General features: G+C 59.2%; 18 protein-coding genes. 1 reads left to right on the plus strand and 17 read right to left on the minus strand.

Annotated elements, in window-relative coordinates; all coding sequences use genetic code 11:
• Positions 1-21 precede the first annotated feature (21 nt).
• From bamB to GV764_RS20575, 9 genes are all read right to left on the minus strand, one after another.
• Entirely contained in the window at positions 22-1,203 is a 1,182-nt protein-coding gene (gene bamB, locus GV764_RS20535) for an outer membrane protein assembly factor BamB (RefSeq protein ID WP_161661833.1), read from the minus strand.
• A 10-nt stretch (positions 1,204-1,213) separates the two neighbouring features.
• Positions 1,214-1,834: a YfgM family protein gene (locus GV764_RS20540; RefSeq protein WP_161661835.1), complete on the minus strand. Its 621-nt coding sequence runs from the start codon at positions 1,832-1,834 to the stop codon at positions 1,214-1,216.
• 35 nt (positions 1,835-1,869) lie between these two features.
• The gene (gene hisS, locus GV764_RS20545) at positions 1,870-3,144 is read right to left on the minus strand and encodes a histidine--tRNA ligase (RefSeq protein ID WP_161661837.1); all 1,275 of its coding nucleotides are present in this window, start codon (positions 3,142-3,144) and stop codon (positions 1,870-1,872) included.
• A 105-nt stretch (positions 3,145-3,249) separates the two neighbouring features.
• Positions 3,250-4,365, minus strand: coding sequence for a flavodoxin-dependent (E)-4-hydroxy-3-methylbut-2-enyl-diphosphate synthase (ispG, locus tag GV764_RS20550; RefSeq protein ID WP_161661839.1), 1,116 nt, complete (start codon positions 4,363-4,365; stop codon positions 3,250-3,252).
• Positions 4,366-4,392: 27 nt separating this feature from the next.
• Positions 4,393-5,412: a cytoskeleton protein RodZ gene (rodZ, locus tag GV764_RS20555; RefSeq protein WP_161661840.1), complete on the minus strand. Its 1,020-nt coding sequence runs from the start codon at positions 5,410-5,412 to the stop codon at positions 4,393-4,395.
• 376 nt (positions 5,413-5,788) lie between these two features.
• The gene (gene rlmN / locus GV764_RS20560; protein WP_161661842.1) at positions 5,789-6,955 is read right to left on the minus strand and encodes a dual-specificity RNA methyltransferase RlmN; all 1,167 of its coding nucleotides are present in this window, start codon (positions 6,953-6,955) and stop codon (positions 5,789-5,791) included.
• 162 nt (positions 6,956-7,117) lie between these two features.
• Positions 7,118-7,549: a nucleoside-diphosphate kinase gene (gene ndk / locus GV764_RS20565; protein WP_125294119.1), complete on the minus strand. Its 432-nt coding sequence runs from the start codon at positions 7,547-7,549 to the stop codon at positions 7,118-7,120.
• A 161-nt stretch (positions 7,550-7,710) separates the two neighbouring features.
• Entirely contained in the window at positions 7,711-10,032 is a 2,322-nt protein-coding gene (gene pbpC, locus GV764_RS20570; RefSeq protein WP_161661844.1) for a peptidoglycan glycosyltransferase PbpC, read from the minus strand.
• A 10-nt stretch (positions 10,033-10,042) separates the two neighbouring features.
• Complete coding sequence (locus GV764_RS20575) at positions 10,043-15,007, minus strand: alpha-2-macroglobulin family protein (protein WP_161661846.1); 4,965 nt, start codon at positions 15,005-15,007, stop codon at positions 10,043-10,045.
• A 220-nt stretch (positions 15,008-15,227) separates the two neighbouring features.
• On the opposite strand from GV764_RS20575, the gene sseA reads away from it, so the two are divergent.
• Positions 15,228-16,073, plus strand: coding sequence for a 3-mercaptopyruvate sulfurtransferase (gene sseA / locus GV764_RS20580; protein ID WP_161661848.1), 846 nt, complete (start codon positions 15,228-15,230; stop codon positions 16,071-16,073).
• 29 nt (positions 16,074-16,102) lie between these two features.
• Here sseA and sseB read toward each other — a convergent pair whose 3' ends face one another.
• The 8 genes from sseB to iscU form a co-directional block, all read right to left on the minus strand.
• A complete protein-coding gene (gene sseB / locus GV764_RS20585; RefSeq protein WP_161661850.1) occupies positions 16,103-16,882 on the minus strand; it encodes an enhanced serine sensitivity protein SseB in 780 nt (259 codons plus the stop codon).
• A 7-nt stretch (positions 16,883-16,889) separates the two neighbouring features.
• Positions 16,890-18,176: an aminopeptidase PepB gene (gene pepB / locus GV764_RS20590; RefSeq protein WP_161661852.1), complete on the minus strand. Its 1,287-nt coding sequence runs from the start codon at positions 18,174-18,176 to the stop codon at positions 16,890-16,892.
• 62 nt (positions 18,177-18,238) lie between these two features.
• Complete coding sequence (gene iscX, locus GV764_RS20595) at positions 18,239-18,439, minus strand: Fe-S cluster assembly protein IscX (RefSeq protein WP_002463684.1); 201 nt, start codon at positions 18,437-18,439, stop codon at positions 18,239-18,241.
• A gap of 13 nt (positions 18,440-18,452) precedes the next feature.
• On the minus strand, positions 18,453-18,788 hold the full coding sequence (fdx, locus tag GV764_RS20600; RefSeq protein WP_002463685.1) for an ISC system 2Fe-2S type ferredoxin: 336 nt from the start codon (positions 18,786-18,788) through the stop codon (positions 18,453-18,455).
• Position 18,789: 1 nt separating this feature from the next.
• Complete coding sequence (hscA, locus tag GV764_RS20605; RefSeq protein ID WP_161661854.1) at positions 18,790-20,640, minus strand: Fe-S protein assembly chaperone HscA; 1,851 nt, start codon at positions 20,638-20,640, stop codon at positions 18,790-18,792.
• Positions 20,641-20,655: 15 nt separating this feature from the next.
• The gene (hscB, locus tag GV764_RS20610; RefSeq protein WP_161661856.1) at positions 20,656-21,171 is read right to left on the minus strand and encodes a co-chaperone HscB; all 516 of its coding nucleotides are present in this window, start codon (positions 21,169-21,171) and stop codon (positions 20,656-20,658) included.
• A 145-nt stretch (positions 21,172-21,316) separates the two neighbouring features.
• Entirely contained in the window at positions 21,317-21,640 is a 324-nt protein-coding gene (iscA, locus tag GV764_RS20615) for an iron-sulfur cluster assembly protein IscA (RefSeq protein ID WP_161661857.1), read from the minus strand.
• A 24-nt stretch (positions 21,641-21,664) separates the two neighbouring features.
• Positions 21,665-22,051, minus strand: a complete 387-nt coding sequence (gene iscU / locus GV764_RS20620) for a Fe-S cluster assembly scaffold IscU (protein ID WP_002463695.1) — start codon at positions 22,049-22,051, stop codon at positions 21,665-21,667.
• Positions 22,052-22,068 lie beyond the last annotated feature (17 nt).

Raw genomic sequence — 22,068 nt, forward strand, 5'->3', positions numbered from 1 at the left:
GCGGTAAAACGCTGCGCGCCGTTAACGCGTAATGGCGTACAGGGTGCCGTCTTTCGCCTGGATCAGCAGCTTGCCGTTTGCGACGACCGGTTCGGTCTGGAACCCGGAACCGTCAACTTTTTGCTGCGCCACGAAACGTCCGTCGCTGGTATCCATCCAGTGCAGATAGCCTTCGCTGTCACCGACCACCAGATTACCATTATACAGGACCGGCGAAGTCAGGTTGCGATACTGCAGCGCAGGTTGCGTCCACAGCGTTACGCCGCCTTCGGTATTCAACGCCAGCACGCGATCGGTTTGATCCACCAGGTAAATGCGACCATTATCGATCACGAAATCGTTCACCGAACCCAGTTCACGTTTCCACATAATCTGGCCGGAACGCAGATCCAGCGCGCTCAGGTTGCCGTTGTAAGCCAGCGCGTAAACCACGCCGTTCACGACAACGGGAGTCGTATCCACGTCGCTCAGACGATCGATTTCGGTTGCGCCGGTCGCCTGGGAGATACGCTGTTGCCAAATCATCTGGCCCTGCTGCATCAGCACCGCGCTCACGCGGCCATTATCGCCGCCGACAATCGCCGCGCCGAAAGCAACCGCAGGCGCGGATTCACCGCGCAGCGACAGCGAAGGCATATCCAGGCTCACGGTCCATTTCACCGCGCCGTCGCTTTCGTTCAGCGCCTGCAGCATACCGTTACTGGTGTGAACCAATACTAAACCGTCGCTGACAACCGGACGTGACAGCGCTTCACCCGCCACTTTGCTTTGCCATACGATAGTTCCATCCGCGCTATTCAGCGCATAAACCTGCGCTTTTTCGCTACCGACGTAAACGTGCCCCCCCGCCGCCGTCAGGCCGCCGGAAAGCAGCGCCGAACGATTTGCCGACAGGAAGCTGGTTTTTTCAGAAAGATCAACCGACCACTGTTCTTTGCCATCACTCAGGCTCACCGCTTTCACGATGCCACGACGATCGGCAGCATAGACGGTGTCATCCTGGAAAGCAGGATGCAGATTCGAGTAGAAATCGCCAATCCCGTTGCCTACGGAGGTGCTCCAGGCCGTTTCAGGGTTGAACTGGTTCTCAACCGTCGGCAGCGGAGACATTTTCACGACATCTTCTTCGCCACTGAACAGCGAACAGCCGCTCAGCAGCGTAACGGAAAGCAGCCCTGGCAGAAGTAATTTACGCAATTGCATCGGGTCCCTCTCAGACGGACAAATTATTGATTTTCATCTGCATCATCTCACGCAGCGCCGGAGAAGTATTGCTTTCTACCCCTTTGCTCCATGCGTCGCGCGCGCCCTGCTTGTCACCTTTACTCAACAGCGCTTCGCCGCGCAGATCGGCAACAATAGCCACCCAGCCTTCGCCTTTCACGGTGTCGAGCGTTTTTAGCGCCGCGTCAACCTGCTTTTGCTGGATTTGCACACGCGCCAGGCGCACGTTAATCAGCGCCTGCAAATTCTCGTCGCTGGTGTTTTTCAGGCCCTGCTGCAGATTCGCTTCCGCTTTAGCAAGATCGTTTTTATCAACAAACTGCTGCGCGAGTTCCAGTGACGCCAGCGCGCCATAGGTATTCTGATTTTCCGCCGCGAACGTTTCCACAGCGGCCAGGGTTTGCGGCTTGTCCGCACGAATGTTTGATATCGCCGTTTGATATTCCAGCGATGACGCACGCACGGATTCGGCCTGATGCCCGGTCCAGTAACGCCAGCCCACCAGCGCGCCAATGCCTAACACCACGCCGATGGCCAGCGCTTTGCCATTTTCAGCAAAGAAACGCTTTACCGCGTCGACCTGGTCGTTTTCATTCTCATAAATTTCCACGCAGCCCTTCTCCTTACGATAAATTACCGGGGAAGTTAACCCAGTAGCGCCTGTAAGTGATCAGCCAGGTCGCTTTGTTCGACCGTTTGCTGTTCACCCGAACGCAAATCCTTCACCACCACCTGACGCGCGGCGACTTCGTTTTCACCCAGAACCAGTGCGATGCGCGCGCCCCACTTATCTGCCCGCGCAAACTGCTTCTTGAAGTTGCCGCCGCCGTAGTTGGTCATTAGCTTACAGGCTGGCAGCGCATCACGTACGCTTTCCGCCAACAGCATCGCTGCCGTTTGCGTGTTCGCACCCGAGGCAACCAGGTAAATATCGACAACGCTTTGCGCTTTAAATTCCGGATTAACTGCCTGAACCAGTAAAACAAGACGTTCCAGGCCCATCGCGAAGCCAACGGCTGGGGTAGCACGACCGCCTAACTGCTCAACCAGACCATCATAACGACCGCCGGCGCACACGGTGCCCTGGGAACCCAGGCTGGTGGTCACCCACTCGAATACCGTGCGGTTGTAGTAATCCAGACCGCGCACCAGACGCTGGTTAACGGTATAGGCAATGCCCGCCGCATCCAGATACGCGCACAGCCCGGCGAAGTGTTCGCGGGACTCGTCATCCAGATAATCACCCAGTGCAGGGGCGTCGTTCAGCAGCGCCTGCACGTCCGGGTTCTTGGAATCCAGCACGCGCAGCGGGTTGGTATACATGCGACGCTGGCAGTCTTCATCCAGTTGGTCTTTATGCTGTTCCAGGAAAGCCGTCAGGGCTTCACGATACCGGGCGCGCGCTTCCAGCGAACCGATGGAGTTAAGTTCCAGAGAAACGTGCTCCGCGATGCCAAGCGCACGCCACCAGCGCGCGGACAGCATAATCAGTTCGGCGTCGATATCCGGCCCTTGCAGGCCAAACACTTCCGCACCCAACTGATGGAACTGGCGATAACGCCCTTTTTGCGGACGTTCGTGGCGGAACATCGGCCCGACATACCACAGACGTTGTTCTTGATTGTACAGCAGACCATGCTCGATGCCGGCGCGTACGCAACCCGCGGTGCCTTCCGGACGCAGCGTCAGACTATCGCCGTTGCGGTCTTCGAAGGTATACATCTCTTTTTCAACCACGTCGGTGACTTCACCGATAGCGCGTTTGAATAACGGGGTCTGCTCTACAATCGGCAAGCGGATTTCGCTGTAGCCATAGCTGGCAAGCACGTGTTTCAGTGCGCCTTCAATACGCTGCCAAATGGCGGTTTCGCCCGGCAGGTAATCGTTCATGCCACGGATGGCTTGAATGTTCTTTGCCACGTTTATTCTCTTATTAAATACAAAAAATGAACCCGGAATCAGGCCGCACCCGAAAAATCGAGGCGGCGAGCGGGTTCAATCATACACGGGAAAGCCTGGCTTGCCCTATTTTTCCTGATGCACATCAATGCGACGGCTTTGGTCCAGCATGCTGGCTTTGGCGCGGATCTTCGCTTCAAGCTGGGCGATCATATCGTCATTATCGAGACGATCTTTGCGCGAGCCGTCTTCATAAAAGCCGCTTTTCTTGTTGCCGCCGGTGACGCCCAGCGTGGAGACCAGCGCTTCGCCCGGTCCGTTGACCACGCAGCCGATAATCGACACATCCATCGGCGTCAGGATGTCTTCCAGACGCTGTTCCAGCGCATTCACCGTGCCGATCACGTCAAATTCCTGACGCGAGCAGGTTGGACAAGCGATAAAGTTAATTCCGCGCGAACGGATACGCAGCGATTTCAGAATATCGAAACCGACTTTGATCTCTTCCACCGGATCGGCGGCCAGCGAGATACGCAGGGTATCGCCGATCCCTTCTGACAGCAGCAGCCCCAGGCCAATGGCGGATTTCACTGCGCCCGCGCGCGCGCCGCCCGCTTCGGTGATGCCTAAATGCAGCGGCTGCTCAATTTCTTTCGCCAGCAGTCGATAGGATTCCACCGCCAGGAAGACGTCGGAGGCCTTCACGCTCACTTTGAACTGATCGAAGTTCAGGCGATGAAGGTGCTCAACGTGACGCATTGCAGATTCCAGCAGCGCCTGCGGCGTCGGTTCGCCGTATTTTTCCTGGAGATCTTTTTCCAGCGATCCGGCGTTAACGCCGATGCGAATCGGGATGTTTTTATCACGCGCGCAGTCAACTACGCTGCGAATACGTTCTTCGCTGCCGATGTTGCCTGGATTGATGCGCAGGCAATCCACGCCGTATTCCGCCACTTTCAGCGCGATACGGTAATCAAAGTGGATATCGGCCACCAGGGGCACGTTGACTTGCTGCTTGATGAGTTTGAAGGCTTCAGCGGCATCCATGGTAGGAACCGACACGCGAACGATATCGGCCCCGACGCGCTCAAGCGCTTTAATTTGATTGACCGTCGCTTCCACATCTGTGGTGCGGGTGTTGGTCATTGACTGGACGGCGATTGGCGCGCCGTCGCCTACCGGCACATTGCCCACGTAGATCCGTTTGGATTTTCTACGCTTAATGGGCGCTTCATTATGCATGAAAAATCTCCCCCGTTGCCCGTCTGCTTACTGCGTTACTGATTGTTCGGCATTGAGGGTCAAACGCGCAACCTGGTTGGTTCTGATAAAACGGCTTAAATCGACCGGTTTGCCCTGATACTGGATTTGTACCGCGGCAGGCGCGCCGATTTTTAATTTATACGGTGCCTGGCCCGCTAAGTTCAGGCTGGCGTCTTTACGCTGCAGGCCGCTGAACAGTTTTTTACCGGTAGCGTCGGTGACTTCTAACCAGCAATCGGCGGTAAAATTCATCACCAGCGCATTGGAATCGGCGGCAGGAGCCGTCGCCGCCTGGTCAACCGGCAGCGCGCTGGCGCTATCAGTGGCAGTCGGCGGCGTAACCGGCGCGGCGGTGGCGGTATCGACATTTGCCTGGCTCGGCGAAACGACCGCGTTTTGCGACGCGTCCGGCGCGGGGGTGGTCGCCACGCCGTTATCAGTATTCACTTCCGCAGGGGCGGTCGCCGGTTGGCTGTCGTTATTGGCAAGCGCCGCGGCGGCATCATCGTTCGCCGCGGATTCGGTCGACAGCGGCACGGCCTGCCCGGCAGACGGATTGGCGTTCAACTCCGCCGTGGACTGATCGGCCATAGTGGTGATCTCTTCCTGCTGGGCCTTGTGGTTCTGCCACCACCAGGCGCCCGTCAGGCCGACCACGACGAACAACACCAGCCAGGTGACGCTCATCAGCCAGCCATCGCGTTTTTTACGGCGTTTGCCCAGGGCGTAACCTTGCATCGGCGCCACTTTCGCGGTTTTCACCGGTGCCTGCTGCGCCAGCATCGGCAGCAGTTCCTCTTCGGGAATATGCACCAGACGTGCATAAGAGCGGATGTAGCCACGCAAGAAAGTCGCCGCCAGTTCAGCGGGCGCTTTGTCCTCTTCGATATCGCGGACAGTCGATACTTTCAGGCATAAACGTTCTGCCACGACTTGCTGGCTAAGACCGAGTTGTTCACGCGCCGAACGCAGACGTTCGCCGGTGGTTTGTGGTGCATTGTGATCGTGAGTGGCTTCAGTATTCATTCGCTACAACTGCTGGAACTGTTTAAGTAAGGAACCAGGCGCTGGCAGGTCACCCTACCCGCACCGCGAAATCAATCTTTTAAGGCTGCAACGCTCAGCATTCGCCCTGGCTGGACGACATGGCTTCACAATGCCGACTCAAGAATGCCGTTTGGTCAGTTAAACATAGACACCTTTTGACCAACTGTCCGTGGCTGACGACGCAATCCAGAATTGATGCGTGTCTAAACTGTTGTTGAGACGCTACATACTGCCTTAAAGCGAGAAGAAACGCACCGTAATTATTGAGAGAATACGTTTCTTCACGTTCGGGTAAAAACGCGCCTTTTGTAGCCCGTGCCCAATTTGCCGGTTGCAAACCAGACATCGATGCCAGTCAGACTGCTTTCACCTCAATAGGTTCACCTTGCATACGCTTACGCATCGTACGTTTAGTGCGGTCGATCACTTCTCCCGCCAGCTGTCCGCAGGCCGCGTCGATATCGTCGCCGCGGGTTTTACGCACGATGGTGGTAAACCCGTACTCCATTAATACTTTGGAGAAACGATCGATACGGCTGTTGGAGCTGCGTCCATACGGCGCGCCCGGGAACGGGTTCCACGGGATCAGGTTGATCTTGCAGGGCGTATCTTTCAGGCATTCCGCCAGCTGATGTGCATGTTCAGTGCCGTCGTTGATATGATCCAACAAAACATATTCCACCGTTACGCGCCCCTGATTGGCGTTAGATTTTTCCAGATAGCGGCGTACCGCCGCCAGGAACGTCTCGATGTTGTACTTCTTGTTGATCGGCATGATCTGGTCGCGAATTTCATCGGTGGGAGCATGCAGGGAGATGGCCAGTGCCACATCAATCATATCGCCGAGCTTATCCAGCGCCGGAACCACGCCGGAGGTGGAGAGCGTGACGCGGCGCTTCGACAGCCCGAAACCGAAATCATCCAGCATGATTTCCATGGCGGGCACCACGTTGGTCAGGTTGAGCAGCGGCTCGCCCATACCCATCATCACCACGTTGGTGATAGGGCGCACGCCGGTTTTCTTCTGCGCGCCGATAATTTTTGCCGCACGCCACACCTGGCCGATAATTTCCGACACGCGCAGGTTACGGTTAAAGCCCTGCTGAGCGGTTGAGCAGAATTTGCACTCCAGCGCGCAGCCGACCTGAGAGGAAACGCACAGCGTGGCGCGGTCTTCTTCCGGGATATACACGGTTTCCACCAGCTGATCGGCGATTTTAATCGCCCATTTGATGGTGCCGTCTGCGGAACGCTGCTCTTCGGCGACTTCCGGCGCGCGGATTTCGGCGATCTCTTTCAGCTTGTTGCGCAGGACTTTGTTGATATCCGTCATCTCATCAAAATCATCGCAGCAATAGTGATACATCCACTTCATCACCTGATCGGCGCGGAACGGTTTTTCGCCAAGACTGGCAAAGAATTCACGCAGTTGCTGACGATTGAGATCCAACAGGTTGGTTTTTTCTGATTTAGCTGAAACGACGGTTACCGACGTTTCGGAAGTGACAATTTGCTCAGACATAATAGTTTCCGGCCTCGTTGTTACACGTTATGGCCCATGGTGGGTTGAAAAAAGAAGCGCCCCGGAACGTTGGCTCGTCCCGGGGCGCAGTATTGTACAAACTTCAGCGTCGTGATGCCACGACTGTAAGCGGCATCACAAAAATAAACTTTCGCGGCGTGATTAGCGGGTGCGCGGGCACACTTCGCCTTCACCGAAGAAGTAAGCGATTTCGCGCTCTGCGGATTCAACAGAATCGGAACCGTGGGTGCCGTTTTCGGTCAGGCTGTCCGCGTAATCTGCGCGCAGGGTGCCTGCCAGCGCGTTCGCCGGGTTGGTGGCGCCAAGGATTTCACGGTGACGACGCACTGCGTCTTCACCTTCCAGCACGGTCACAACGATCGGGCCGGAGGTCATAAAGGCCACCAGGCCATCAAAGAACGGTTTGCCCTGATGTTCAGCATAGAAACCGCCTGCTTTTTCGGAAGACAGGTGCAGCATTTTGGTGCCAACAATTTTCAGGCCTGCTGTTTCAAAACGAGCAAAGATGTTGCCAATAACGTTTTTTGCCACCGCGTTCGGCTTGATGATGGAAAAAGTACGTTCAATAGCCATGATAACCTCTGTATGTTGTTCTGTTTACGCCGGAAACCCGGCTTTCGAATTGGCGGCGATTATAATGAGCATCCCGCGTATTGCCTATGGGAATAAGTAACATTTTTTTAAAATAGTGCGACAGCTCGCAACACAATGCCATTGCGTCAGCAGGTTGTACACTACTGGACAGTAAAACGGGCCACGGCGGTTTGCCCGAACTCATCCATCACCAGCACCTGATAGTCATCGGCTTTATCGATCTCCAGCGTCAACACGTCCCCATGCCCTGATTGCACTTCGCCGTTTAAAAACCACCAGCGCGGCCCCTCGCCGCCCTGCGTCGTTAACCGCAGCGGTAAACGGCTTTGCCCCGGCACGCGTTTGATAATGCCGCCGTCGCGCACCCCGGTGAGCAGCAGCGGCGTCGCGCCGTCGCGGGTTAACGGCGGGCACGTCGTCGAGGCGGCAGGCAGACGCGCGGCGCGTCGTTCAGCGACGGGCAGCCAGGGTTCCAGCGGCAGCGGCCACATAATCAGGGTTTCGGCATGGGCCTCCGGACAATCGGCGGCGACGCGCTGCCCTTTACTGTTCACCCACAGCGGATACTGGGTTCCGGTCATGCGCTCCTGCCCCTGCGCCAGCAACGTCGGCGGCTGGCTGTCGTCCAACAGCCAGGTCGCCAGGCGGCGGCGACAGTTGCTATCCCCTGCCGGAAGCTGTTGCCCGCCGGGCCAGCAAATAGTCCCTGCAGTGACCGACGCCGGGCGCGGATCGACAGGTAATCGGGCTTGCTGTAATGCGGAACTGGCCTGTACCAGATTATTCACCTGATTCAGCAGCGGCACCGCGCTGGCGAAGCCTGATTGCCCCGGCACCGGCGTACCGTCCGGTCGACCTGTCCAGACGCCAATGATATAGCGCGGGCTCATACCCACCGCCCAGGCATCGCGATAGCCATAGCTGGTGCCGGTTTTCCAGCCGAACGGCACAACCAGCGGCAGCGCGCTGTCGGGCAGCGGCTGGGCCTCGCCCGCCAGAATACGGCGGATAATCCATGCCGCACCCGGCGACATCAGCGGGCGATCTTCAAGCGCATCATTCGGCGTTAATCGCAGCTGCGCCGCCCTGCCCTGACGCATAAAGGCGCTGTAGGCGGCGACGATGTCGTATAAGCGCGCCCCGGCGCCGCCGAGGATAATCGACAGGTTCGGCTCCGCGCCCCCGGGCAAGGTTAAGGTCAGACCCACGTTGCGCAATTTCGCGGCGAAACGCTTCGGGCCATAGGCCTCCAGCACCTGCACCGCCGGGAGATTCAGCGAACGCACCAGCGCGTCGCTCATGCTGACCGGGCCGTTAAAGCCGCTGTCAAAGTTGCCGGGACGATAATCCCCAAACCGGCGCGGCACGTCCTGCAACAGCGAGGCGGGATGGATCAGCGCCTCGTCCAGCGCCAGTCCGTAGACAAAAGGTTTAAGCACCGATCCCGGCGAGCGGCTGGCAAGCACCATATCCACATGCCCGAAGCGGTTCACATCGGCGATATCCGCTGAACCCACCCAGCCGCGCACCTTCATGGTGCTGGCATCCACCACCAGGATCGCCAGCGAGCCGCGCGGCGGCAGGCGGGGTTTCCAGTTCAACGCCAGTTCTTCCAGCTGGCGCTGAAGGCCCGCGTCTAAGGTGGTAACGATTTTAGTCTCGCGGCTGCGCGCCGCCAGATAGCGCGCCAGCAGGGGCGCAAGCTGTGGCATCTGGCGCGGCGCCAGCCAGACCGGCTCTTCCAGCGCTTCTGTTACCTCTTTTTGCGGCCAGACATGATACTGCGCCAGACGGCGCAGCACTTTATCGCGCGATGCCTGGGCGCGTTCGGGCCAGCGGTCAGGACGCAGGCGGCTCGGCGCTTGCGGGAGCACCGCCAGTAACGCCGCTTCGGCAGGCGTCAGCGAGGCGGGTGATTTACCGAAGTAAGCCCAGCTTGCTGCGCCAACGCCCTGAAGCGTGCCGCCGAACGGCGCGCGGTTGAGATAGAGCGTGAGAATTTCGCGTTTCGACAGGTGCCATTCCAGCTGCATGGCGCGCCACACCTGACGCGTTTTACCCAGAAAGGTGCGGGGATGCGGCTCAATCAGCCGGGCGACCTGCATGGTGAGCGTACTGCCGCCGGACACCACGCGTCCGGCGGTGACGCCCTGCCAGGCGGCGCGCGCAACAGAAAACGGATTGATACCCGGATGCTTCCAGAACCAGCGATCCTCATAGTGGATCAGCGCATCCAGATAGCGGGGGGAAACATCTTCGATTGTGACGGGATAGCGCCAGATGCCTTCATCATCGGCAAAGCGCCACAGCGGCGTGCCCGCTTCGGTTACCACCACCCGGGCGGGGTTCACCTCTTTGAGCGGCAGCGGCCAAATGCGGTCCGCCGCCCACAGCGCCAGCGCGAATAACAGTAATGCGCCTGCAATCACGCAGGCGCATTTTTTTAGTTTTGAGACGATCACAAAAGCTTGCTCACGGTGCGATGGTTAACGTCCCTGCACTTCTGCCGGTCGCTCGCCATGCGGGCACGTACATCGATTCTACCTGCGGCACCGGCACCGTGTATTTACCCGGCGTCACCGCGCGCGCCAGATAGACCAGCGTGGCGTGTTCGCCTTCGTTCACCGGCAGCGCCGCGACAAAGCGGTCATCGCGGAACTCCACATGCTGAATATCCTGCTGCTGCATCCGGCTCACCAGATCGCTGACCGCGCCGCCGGTTTCACCCAGACTGGCGCTGGCGTTAGCCAGATTCTGGTTTTCCAGCTCCAGGCCCGCAGGCAGCAGATCCACTACCAGCGCGTCCGGCACGGTTTTGCTGGCATAGACATCCAGCCACACCAGCACCAGTTCGCCGCTGCGCAGATTATCGAGCGATTTGGTGGTGCCATCGCTGGCAATGAAGTGACGTTCAATTCTCAGCACCTTGCCGGATTGCTGGGGCGCGCTTTGCGGATAGCCCACGCTGTCGAGCCGCACCCACACCGGGCTGTCGCTGGTGTTGGTCAGATGCAGCGCCGCGAGTTTATCGGCATTCAGAGTAAACGCCTGGGCTTTATCACCCTGCAACGGTTCGCCGGACAGCGAGCTTTGCACCTGCCAGGCGGCGGGCTGGTTTTGCCAGCTGCGACCAGCCAGGAACAGCGCATTGCTCTCCTGCGTCGATAACCAGCGCTGGCCGTAAGCCTGATCGGACAGGGTTTGCAGTAATCCCGCCTGCTGCTGCGCCATCAGTTGGTTCTCTTCCAGCAGGTTGAGCACCAGCGCGCTGTCGCGTAACTCGCTGCCGTAGTCGCCAATCCACTGAGCGCGGTCGTTACGCGGTGTCGCCAGACCCGCGTTAATCGCTTCACGGGAACGGGACGCGTCGCCCATCAACTTCAACGCCACGCCAAGCTGTACCAGCGGCAGGCCGGAACTGGCGGCGTTATGTTTGTTCCACAGTTCGCGCAGTGCCCCGAGCGGCGCTTTTTGCTGCCGCGCCAGCACCAGCCCTGCATAGGCCTGCACCGCGAACTTGCTGGCGGCGCTGTTATCACTGTAACGCAGCGCCATCAGGCTCGGATCCTGCAAATAGCGCAGCAGGCGGTTGTTGGCGCGCTCCAGCGCATCCGCTGGCACGCTATAACCCTGCTCGGTTGCCCGCATCAGGAAATCGGTGACATAAGCCGTACCCCAGTACTCTTCCGGACCGGTTTTATCCCACAGGCTGAACCCACCGTCCTCACGCTGCATTTCCAGCAGGCGGGCGATGCCGACATCAATCGCCGTGCGGCGCTGCTCGTCGCTTTCGCCCTTGATGCCCAGCGCGTTAAGCTGCGCCGCGCTGGTGTACAGCGACGGGAACAGACCGCTGGTGGTTTGCTCCAGGCAACCGTAAGGATAGGCTTTCAGCTCGCTGATATAGCGCGCCAGGTTAAGCGGCGGACGGCCGCTCAGCAGCAGACGTCCTTCCAGCGTACCCGGTGAGAAGCCGTCGATATGCGACGCCGGAACCTGCCAGCTTTCGCCCGGGTTAAGCATCACCCCGCTGTTAACAGTTTGCGACGGGAACGCCGGACGCACGCCGATTTTCCACTGTTTTTGCGACGGCGCGAAGGTTTCCCCCGGCACGTTCAGGCCGCTGATTTGGGCGTTGATTTCGCCATCGCCGAAGCCTTCAAGGGCGCGCACCGGAATAAACAGCGTTTTACGCGCCCCGGCGTTGAGGCTGACTTTCAGCTCGGGGGTGTCCAGCAGCGAAACCAGCCCGCTGGCAGAGAGGGAAACGGTGAGGTTTTGCGGCGTATCGGTCAGGTTGCTGACGTCCAGCGCCAGCCGCGATTCATCGCCGCCCGCCAGGAAGCGCGGCATGCTGATGTCGGCAATCAGCGGCGCGGCGACGAGAGTTTTTGCCTCGCTGCTGCCAAAGCTGTCCGCCGTCCAGGCCTGGGCCATCACCCGCAGTTCACCGTTGAAATCACCAATCGGCAACTGAACCGTACCTTCACCTTTATCGTTAAGCACTACCGGCTGCGCCTGTTGCGCCACGATGGTCACGTGGTTAACCGGCGGTTTGCCGCCGCGATTCAGTTCATCGCCGTCGCCGCCAAAACGCAGCGCCGCCAGCCGTCCCTGCCCTTCAATCACCTGGCCGTAGATATCGTAGATATCCGCGCCATACGCTTTTTTGCCGAAAAACGCCTCCCACGGATCCGGGGTACGGTAATCGGTGATATTCAGCACCCCGCTGTCCACGGCGGAAACCAGCACGTTAACCTGCGCCGGGATATTGCCCTGCGCATCAGGTTTCACCTTCAGCTTCACGTCCAGATTGCGGTCCGGGCGCATTTTTGCCGGGGCATCCAGCGTCACCGCCAGACGACGGTTTTCATCACCCAACGGCAGATGCAAAATACCGACGGCGCGTTTCGGGGTCGCGGATTTGGACTTGTCGCCGGGGCGGATCACCAGCGTGCTGACGTAGAGATCGTGGCGATGCCATTTTTTATCCACCGGAATGTCGAGGTCCATGCCGCCTTCCGGCACGTCGATAGCCTGCCACCACAGCGGGCCGTCGCTGGATTCAATCATTGCGTAGCCTTTACCGGCGGCAGGCGCGGCGATATGCAGTTTGATGGTGTCGCCAGGCTTGTAGGACGGTTTATCCAGCTTCAGCGTCACGCGATCCGGGCGCGGCGAGCCGCTGCCGTCGCTGTTGTCCTGCCAGCTGTAGCCTGCCCAGAAGCGGATGCTACTGACGGTGTCATTCGGCGCTTTCACCTCCAGGCGATAAGAGCCCCAGTCCACCGGAAAACTCACTTTGCCGGTTTCACCTGCAGCCAGATTCAGCGACTGTTCGCCTTCCACCAGATCTTTTTGATCGAACTGGGACTGCCAGCCGTCGCCTTCCGACCAGTTCCAGAAATAGTCGCGGCGCTCGCGGATTAACCGCACCTGCAAATCATTCACCGCCAGCTTCTGGCCCTGGGCATCGGCATAGACGATGTCGAACCCGGCCTGGCTGCCTTCATCCACCATCGGCTGATTCACCGTGGTGTCGCTGCGATAGTCGTACACGGCTTTAGCGGCAAACTGCGGACGGATGCCCGGCAGACTGGCGGCAGGCCATACCGGCTGTTCGGCGCGACGGGTAATCGGGCGTCCGCCGGACTCCAGCAGGCTGGCCTGCAAAATCACTTTCAACGGCGAGCGCGCATCCTGCCACTGGCTGTCGAGCGTCACCTCGTTATGCCCTTGTTCATCCAGGGTCAACTGTACTTCATCCAGGCTACGGCTGAGGTTTTCTTCGGCGATATCGCCGAATTCAAAACCCGGCAGCGTGGCGACCGCTTCGCGCAGCGGACGCAGGAAAATCTGGCCCTGTAACGCATTGCCGGACGCCGGCGCGCCGTAGAGATAGTGGCCTTCCACCGGGATATTAAGCGGATCTTTCGGGGAAATCGGCGTTTTCTGCGGCGTTAAGGTTAGCGCCATACGCTCCGGCATAAAATCTTCGACCTGGAAACGCCAGCCGCGCGGCTGGTTATCGCCGAGATGGGCGACCACTGACCAGTTGCCCGTGGCGGCGGTCTGGGCCAGCGGCCAGCTAAACTGGTACAGCCCGTTGCGCGATTGCACCACCTGGGTCCGCGCCACCTGGCCGTCGGGTTTTACCACTTCCAGCTTGATCGGCTGGTCATCAACCGGTTTACCGTCGCCGTCGCGCAGCAGACCGTTGAAGATCACCGTTTCGCCCGGGCGATACAGATCGCGCGGGCCGAACATAAAGAACTGTCGCGCATACCCTGCTTCGCCGACGATATCGAACTCAGAGAGATCCAGCGCCGGGAGTTTGAGATCCAGCAGCGTGGTCTGTTCGCCGTTACGCGCCAGCACCAGCGCGGCGTCTTTCGGCGTCTCCAGCGTCGCATGGCCGTCGCCGTCGGTTTTCGCCTGCGCCAGGGTCTGGCCTTTCTCGCTCAGCAACTGAATGTCGACGCTGCCCTGGGGTGCGCCGTTTTCCAGGCTCTGGGTGAAGATGTCGAGACGGTTATGGAAGCGATGCAGCGACACGCCGACATCGCTTAACGTAAACAACGTGGCGGCATTGCTGTAGTTGTAACGCCCGGCCTGATTCATCACGGCGAGATAGACGCCAGGCTGCTGGAGCGGTTTGATGTCCCCCAGCGGCAGCAGCAGTTTTTCACGCGTATTGCGTGCCGGGTTCAGGTCGAAACGGCCGGTATACACCAGGTCCGCCAGTTGCAGCAGTTTGTCTGATTCCCAGTTGGTCAGCGAATTACGGTACTCCCACTGGCTGACGAACGAGGCAAGCGATTCTGGCTTAATGCGGAAGAAATTCACGTCCACGTTATCGATATTCAGCGCCATCACCGGCAGGCCCTGCACCACTTTGGTGGGCAGCAGCGAGCCCCGGCTGGCGAAACCGACGCTCGGTTCGATATCGCGGGTTTCAAGGGTCTTTTCCCAGTTGATGCCGAAAGTGGCTTCATTGAGCGCTTTCAGCTCGCTGTCCACGCTTACCAGCAGGGTGCGGCTCGGCTCCAGATGGCGCATCCGCAGTTCTTTCAGATTAGGGGCCAGCTCCCAGGCGCCATCCACTTTGCCGTTCTTTTTATCCACCAGATGCACGGTGCGGGAGAAATCCTGGTTGGGATCGAGAGGAACCGAAAACGTCAGCACCAGCGTCGCCGCGCCGTCCAGCTGGACTTCGGAGGCGTCAATCAGCGTTAACGGTTTCCCGGCGCTTTGCCCGGCAAGCTGGGCCAGTTTCGCGCTGTCGGGTTTGGCGGCGACGGTGGTTGCGGCCTGCGATTGTTGAGCGGGCGCGGGCTCAGGCTCGCTTGCCTTTTCACCCGGTTTATCATCGCAACCTGCCATTGCCAGCATGGCTAATAAGGCTGCCGCAAGCGCGGCGTGGCGTGCTCGTATCATTCTCGAATCCCTGGCCTTTCGGCCTTCCTGTTGTGAGGAAGCAAGTATTATGCGTTCGCGGCGTGAATACAAAGCAAGAATGTCGACCACGTAGCAAACGGCAGATTTTCAGAATTATAGTGCTATTACGGGACTCGTATCGCGACTTGAGAGGTGGCCGCTTGTGACACACACTAAAAACACCGACAATTTGCCCTCTCAGCACTGACACGGAGGCTCCATGTCCACCTCTTTTTTTGTTGCGGGCGACTGGCTCGCTGAGCACCTTTCCGATCCAGAAATTCAAATTCTTGATGCGCGCATGGCCCCTCCCGGCCAGCAGCAGCGCGACGTGGCGGGCGAATACCGCGCGGAGCATCTGCCCGGCGCGCTGTTTTTTGATATCGAAGCGCTGTCCGATCGCACCAGCCCCTTGCCGCACATGATGCCGCGCCCGGAAGCGTTCGCGGTGGCGATGCGTGAGCTGGGCGTCAGCAGCGATAAACATCTGGTGGTGTATGACGAGGGCGATTTATTCTCCGCGCCGCGCGCGTGGTGGATGCTGCGCAGTTTCGGCGTGGAAAACGTGTCGATACTGGCGGGCGGGCTGGATCGCTGGCAGCAGGAAGGGCGTCCGGTGGAATCGGGCGACGTCGCCCATGAGGAAGGGGAATTTGAAGCCAGACTCAATCCTGAAGCAGTGAAACGCCTGACCGACGTGCTGCTGGCGAGCCACGAGGGCAGCGCGCAGATTATCGATGCCCGTCCGGCAGCGCGTTTTCATGGCGAAGCGGATGAACCGCGCCCTGGCCTCAAGCGCGGACATATCCCCGGCGCATTAAATGTGCCCTGGGGCGAAGTGGTGCACAACGGCGAGCTCAAAGACCCGGCTACGTTGCACGATATCTTCTTCCAGCGCGGCGTGGATTTTGAGCGGCCGATCATCGCCAGCTGCGGGTCCGGCGTGACGGCGGCGGTGCTGGTGCTGGCGCTCGCCACCCTGGATGTCAACGGCGTGGCGCTGTATGACGGGGCGTGGAGCGAATGGGGGGCGCGCCAGGATTTACCTGTCGAACCTGCGCAATAACAACAAGGGCCGCAAACGCGGCCCTGCATTCAGATAATGCGATTGGTTTTGAAATCGCGCAGGAAACTTCCCCAGCGGCGTTCATAGAAGGGCGTGACGTGGGCCATAATAAAATGGCTGACGCCCTTCTCCCCTTCCGTGACCAGACAAATATCAATCGGTTCATCTCCTGGCAACGTATCGGTGGCAACGCTGCCCGCCGCCTGCACAATGGCGTCGATATCCCCGATGGCTTCAATGCCGATCAGCAGATTAGGCTCAGCGTCCGCGCGCTCTTTGATCGAGCACAGCCAGGCGCGCTTGACCGTTTTCAGGGTTTTGAACAGCGTGGTCAGGGAGTCGACCATCTGTGCGGGCGGTTCGGCCACTTCAGAGAGCAGCAGCGTCTGGCCGCCCTCAATCACTTCCTGAGTGCTGAGCGGGTTGCCTTCATCGCCGATCAGATGGCTGATTTCACGCGGGGTGAACTCTTTACCGGTAGGTAATTTGGCATTCAGAAACAGCGTCTCGCCCAGCGTCATCTCGAACAGGGTGCGCACCGGCATGACGACGAATGCCTGCTCTTCTTCCCCCATCGCCTGCTGCAATGCTTCCAGCGAGGAGAAAAACGGGATCACCGAGGTGCCGTCGTCTTTTTCCCAGTGCTGTAAATCCAGCGCGCTGTCTGCGTCCACGGCATCACCGCTGGCGGAAGCGCCGGGCACCCATACGGTAGACTCCAGCAAGGTGCGGAAAAACGCCGGGCGGTGCGCCGGTTCAGTGGCGGCCTTCTCCAGCAGGGTTTCTAACTCATTTTTAGTTTCAGACATAACGCTCTTATTTCGCCGTCAGCAGGTTAGCTAAGGTACGCACGCCAAGACCGGTCGCGCCCGCCGCCCACTGCTCTACCGCGCCTTTACGGTAGGTAGCGGAACAGTCGATATGCAGCCAGCCCTGCTGGTAGTTTTCAACAAAGTGCGACAGGAAGCCCGCTGCGGTGCTGGCACCCGCCGGATACGCCGCGCTGGCGGTGTTGTTGAGTTCCGCGAAATTCGACGGCAGCTGGTTGCGGTGGAATTCCGCCAGCGGCAGACGCCAGAACGGCTCGTTTTCCGCGCTGGCGCTCGCCAGCAGGCGGTTCGCCAGGGCATCGTCAAAGCTGAACAGCGCATGATAATCGTTGCCGAGCGCGGTTTTCGCGGCACCGGTCAGGGTGGCGGCGTCAATCAGCAGTTCCGGTTTCTGGGCGCAGGCGTCGATCAGCCCGTCCGCCAGCACCAGGCGGCCTTCGGCGTCGGTGTTCATCACTTCCACGGTTTTGCCGTTGCGGTAGCGGATGATATCGCCCAGTTTGAACGCGTTGCCGCTGACCATGTTATCGGCGCAGCACAGGTACAGTTTGACGCGTTTCTCCAGACGACGGGTGATGGCGAACGCCAGCGCGCCGGTCACCAGCGCCGCCCCGCCCATATCGGATTTCATCGAATCCATGAAGGTGCTTTGCTTGAGGCTGTAGCCGCCGGTATCGAAAGTGATGCCCTTACCGACCAGGCAGGCGTATACCGGAGCATCCGGGTTGCCGGTGGGGTTGTAGTCCAGCGCCAGCAACACCGGCGCGCGATCCGATCCGCGCCCCACGGTGTGGAGCCCCATGTAGTTTTGCTCACGCAGATCTTCGCCCTTGGTGATGCGATATTTCATGTTATCGCCGGCGATGCCGCTCAGCAGATCCACCGCGCGCTGGGCCAGCTGTTCCGGTCCCAGCTCTTCCGCCGGGGCGTTGATGGTGTCGCGCACCCAGTCGATAATCTTCAGGCGGCTGTCCAGCTCTTTCTGCTGGGCTTCATCGAGGGTCGCCCACTCGACTTTCCGGCTGCCTTTCGGCCCTTTGTAACCCTGCCAGAAGGCCCAGCTGCGATCCGCATCCCAGCCTTCGCCGGACAGCGCCACGTGCTTAATGCCCAGCCCGTCGATTTTACGGGCGGCGCGCTGGATAATCCCCAGGTCGTCTTTGTTGTTCAGGTGCAGGGTAATGCCGTCGTTATTGATGCTGTATGTCGCTTTTTCTCCCCAGCGGGCGTCAGCAGGCTGGGTGGAGAGCGTGATTTTCATGGCGTCAGTCATTCTGTTATCCCTTTTTTTATCGCTCTTAGACATAAAAGGGCCGCCCGAAGGCAGCCCGTTTTTTATTCAGCTTCGTCAAGCCACACTAACAAGATTGCCTCAAGGATCTTCTCGTTAGACGCAGCCGGATCGTCATCAAACTCTTCCAGCTCGCAGATCCACTGATGCATGTCGGTGAAGCGGACGGTTTTCGGATCGAGATCCGGGCGGCTGTCGTACAGCGCCTCGCCGATTTCACGGCTGTCGGTCCATTTCAGGCCCATCATTTACCCCCTGTTAGTGCTCGCGCGCATGGTTAATGGTGTAACGCGGCATTTCGACCACTAAATCTTCATCAGTCACACGCGCCTGACAGCTCAGGCGGCTTTCCGGCTCCAGACCCCAGGCTTTATCCAGCATGTCGTCTTCGTCTTCGGTGCTTTCCGGCAGTGAATCAAAACCTTCACGCACGATGCAGTGGCAGGTGGTGCAGGCACAGGATTTTTCGCAGGCGTGTTCAATTTCAATACCGTTGCGCAGCGCAACGTCAAGAATAGTTTCACCGCTCTTCGCTTCCAGAACTGCGCCATCCGGACAAAGATCCTGATGAGGCAGAAAAACAATCTTAGGCATATTAAACCTCGTCGACGGAGTGGCCTTTCAGCGCCTGGCGCACGGAGGCGTCCATACGGCGAGCGGCAAACTCCTGGGTTTGTTTATCTACGTTTTTAATCGCGTTTTCAATGGCGTCAACGTCATCGCCTTGCGCCGCCTGCGCCAGAACGGCAGCGGCCTCATCGATAACCTGACGCTCTGCGGCGCTGAGCAGCGCGGCATCGGTCGCCAGCGCGCCCGCGAGGCTTTCCAGCACCCGGGCGGCTTCCACTTTTTGTTCCGCCAGCATACGCGCTTTGACGTCCTGCTCGGCGAAACTCATTGAATCTTTAATCATGGTGGCGATTTCATCGTCGGTCAGCCCGTAGGACGGTTTGACCTGGATCGACGCTTCCACGCCGGTGGATTTTTCCATCGCGGAGACGCTCAGCAGACCGTCGGCGTCCACCTGGAAGGTGACGCGGATATGCGCGCCGCCTGCCGGCATCGCCGGGATACCGCGCAGCGCGAAGCGCGCCAGCGAACGGCAATCCTGTACCAGCTCGCGCTCGCCCTGCATCACGTGGATTGACATGGCGGTTTGCCCGTCTTTAAAGGTGGTGAACTCCTGGGCGCGGGCCACCGGAATGGTGGTGTTGCGGGGGATGACTTTCTCCACCAGACCGCCCATGGTTTCCAGGCCCAGCGACAGCGGGATCACGTCCAGCAGCAGCATTTCGCTGTCCGGCTTGTTGCCCACCAGGATATCGGCCTGCACCGCGGCGCCAATCGCCACCACTTTGTCCGGGTCGATGGAGGTCAGCGGCGTGCGGCCAAAGAATTCGCCCACGCGCTCGCGCACCAGCGGAACGCGAGTCGATCCGCCGACCATTACCACATCTAACACGTCGCTCGCCTCAACGCCCGCATCTTTCAGGGCGCGACGGCAGGCCAGCAGAGTGCGCTTGACCAGCGGCGCGATCAGCGCATCGAACTGCGCGCGGGTCACGTTGCCCTGCCAGCCGCCGACGCTGACGGCCACGCTGTCGGCATCGCTCAGGGCGATTTTGGCGGCGATGGCGGCGTCCAGCAGCTCACGTTGCAGACGGTTGTCGCTGCGATCGCTGAAGCCAGCCTGCTCGCGCAGCCAGTCGGCTAACAGATGGTCGAAGTCGTCGCCGCCCAGCGCGGAGTCGCCGCCGGTGGAGAGCACTTCAAACACGCCGCGGCTCAGGCGCAGCACGGAAATATCAAAGGTGCCGCCGCCGAGATCGTACACGGCGATCACGCCTTCCTGGCCGGAATCGAGGCCGTAAGCAATCGCCGCTGCGGTCGGTTCGTTCAGCAGACGCAGCACGTGCAGGCCCGCCAGACGCGCGGCGTCTTTGGTGCCCTGACGCTGGGCGTCGTCGAAGTAAGCCGGAACGGTGATCACCACGCCGTCCAGATCGCCTGCCAGCGCTTCACTGGCGCGTGCGGCCAGCGCTTTCAGGATATCGGCGGAGACGCGGATCGGGTTCAGCAGGCCAGCCGGGGTATCAATCTGCGGCAGGCCGTTGGCGCTGGGCTGCAAATTGTACGGAAGATGGGGGTAGCGCGCCTGGATATCGGCAAGAGATCGGCCCATCAGTCGTTTTACCGAGCTGATGGTATTCACCGGATCGGCGGCCGCCATGGCGCGCGCGTCGAAGCCAATCGTCTGGCCCGACGCCTGATAATTCACCACGGAGGGCAGCAAGTGACGCCCTTCGTGATCCGGCAGGGTTTCCGCCTGCCCACTGCGCACGGTGGCGACCAGGGAATTGGTGGTGCCTAAGTCGATGCCTGCCGCCAGTCTGCGCTGGTGCGGCGCGGCGCTCAGCCCAGGCTCGCTAATTTGTAATAAGGCCATGTTTAGCTTCCAGAATTAAAAACCAAGCAGCTTTTCTTCGAGTTGTTCTGTCTGGTGCTGCAATTTATCAAGAAAACGGAGTTTGCGAACGGTATCCGCCGCCTTTTCCCACGCCTGGCTGTCCAGTTCCGCCACCATTTGCTGATGACGCGCACGGTACAGCGCCTGAATGCGCGTGGTAAAACCCGCCAGGCGGTTTTCATCGCCGGCGCGTTCAATCTCGTCGAGCTCTTCACGCAGCTCCAGCTGTTCCATCAAAAACGCGGTATCGCGCACCGTGTGCTGTTCATTGGCCAGATCGAAACCGTGCAGCGAAAGCATGTATTCCGCGCGGTTAAGCGGATGGCGCAGCGTTTGCCAGGCCTGATTGATGGTCGCGGATTGCTGGAGCGCGGCCAGTTGGTCGGCCTGAGGGTGGCTGGCGAATTTATCGGGATGGAACTGGCGTTGCAGATCCTGGTAGCGCGCTGACAGCGCAGTCATATCAATCGCGTAGCCAACCGGCAAACCAAAGAGGGTGAAGTAATCCATAACGTTCTCAGGGTAATACCCACATACGCAATAACGCGACAACCCGGTTCAATGAACTGCCCCGGCGCGCGTTATTGAGAAAGCAGGTATGGCATGGTTTTCTACTCTTCCGCGCCCAGCCGGACGCGGAAGGTCATTGCGGGAACTACACGTTGAAGCTTTCGCCGCAGCCACACTCGTCTTTGACGTTCGGGTTGGTGAATTTAAACCCTTCGTTAAGGCCTTCTTTGACGAAATCTAACTGCGTACCATCCAGGAATTGCAGGCTCTTGCCGTCGATCACCACTTTAACGCCTTTGTCTTCGAACACGGTGTCTTCCGCCTGAGGCGCATCCACGAATTCCAGCACATACGCCATGCCGGAGCAGCCGGAGGTCCGAACGCCGAGACGCAGGCCAAAGCCTTTACCCCGGTTGGTCAGAAAAGTATTCACGCGCGCAGCAGCGCTTTCGCTAAGGGTAATCGACATACAACAACCTCAATTCATCAATGATTATTTAGCTTCACGTTTGCTTTTGTAATCCGCAATGGCCGCTTTGATAGCGTCTTCTGCCAGGATTGAGCAGTGAATTTTAACCGGCGGCAGTTCCAGCTCCTCGGCGATATCGGTGTTCTTGATCGCCTGGGCTTCGTCCAGGCTCTTGCCTTTCACCCACTCGGTGATCAGGGAGCTGGAGGCGATGGCGGAACCGCAGCCGTAGGTTTTGAAACGCGCGTCTTCGATAATACCGTCATTGTTGACTTTAATCTGCAACTTCATGACGTCGCCACAGGCCGGGGCGCCAACCATGCCGCTGCCGACTGAGTCGTCGCTGTTGTCGAAGGAGCCGACGTTGCGCGGATTTTCGTAATGATCGATAACTTTTTCGCTGTATGCCATGTTGATGTTCTCCAGAA

Source organism: Atlantibacter hermannii (assembly GCF_009907385.1).
Taxonomy (GTDB): Bacteria; Pseudomonadota; Gammaproteobacteria; order Enterobacterales; family Enterobacteriaceae; genus Atlantibacter; species Atlantibacter hermannii_A.

Bases quoted from the DNA above. Each gene is read 5' to 3' on its own strand.
- ispG (WP_161661839.1), bottom strand. From the start codon at position 4,365: ATGCATAATGAAGCGCCCATTAAGCGTAGAAAATCCAAACGGATCTAC.
- iscX (WP_002463684.1), bottom strand. From the start codon at position 18,439: ATGGGCCTGAAATGGACCGACAGCCGTGAAATCGGCGAGGCGCTGTAC.
- iscU (WP_002463695.1), bottom strand. From the start codon at position 22,051: ATGGCATACAGCGAAAAAGTTATCGATCATTACGAAAATCCGCGCAAC.
- hscB (WP_161661856.1), bottom strand. From the start codon at position 21,171: ATGGATTACTTCACCCTCTTTGGTTTGCCGGTTGGCTACGCGATTGAT.
- GV764_RS20575 (WP_161661846.1), bottom strand. From the start codon at position 15,007: ATGATACGAGCACGCCACGCCGCGCTTGCGGCAGCCTTATTAGCCATG.
- sseA (WP_161661848.1), top strand. From the start codon at position 15,228: ATGTCCACCTCTTTTTTTGTTGCGGGCGACTGGCTCGCTGAGCACCTT.
- iscA (WP_161661857.1), bottom strand. From the start codon at position 21,640: ATGTCGATTACCCTTAGCGAAAGCGCTGCTGCGCGCGTGAATACTTTT.
- ndk (WP_125294119.1), bottom strand. From the start codon at position 7,549: ATGGCTATTGAACGTACTTTTTCCATCATCAAGCCGAACGCGGTGGCA.
- sseB (WP_161661850.1), bottom strand. From the start codon at position 16,882: ATGTCTGAAACTAAAAATGAGTTAGAAACCCTGCTGGAGAAGGCCGCC.
- rlmN (WP_161661842.1), bottom strand. From the start codon at position 6,955: ATGTCTGAGCAAATTGTCACTTCCGAAACGTCGGTAACCGTCGTTTCA.
- pepB (WP_161661852.1), bottom strand. From the start codon at position 18,176: ATGACTGACGCCATGAAAATCACGCTCTCCACCCAGCCTGCTGACGCC.
- bamB (WP_161661833.1), bottom strand. From the start codon at position 1,203: ATGCAATTGCGTAAATTACTTCTGCCAGGGCTGCTTTCCGTTACGCTG.
- rodZ (WP_161661840.1), bottom strand. From the start codon at position 5,412: ATGAATACTGAAGCCACTCACGATCACAATGCACCACAAACCACCGGC.
- fdx (WP_002463685.1), bottom strand. From the start codon at position 18,788: ATGCCTAAGATTGTTTTTCTGCCTCATCAGGATCTTTGTCCGGATGGC.
- hscA (WP_161661854.1), bottom strand. From the start codon at position 20,640: ATGGCCTTATTACAAATTAGCGAGCCTGGGCTGAGCGCCGCGCCGCAC.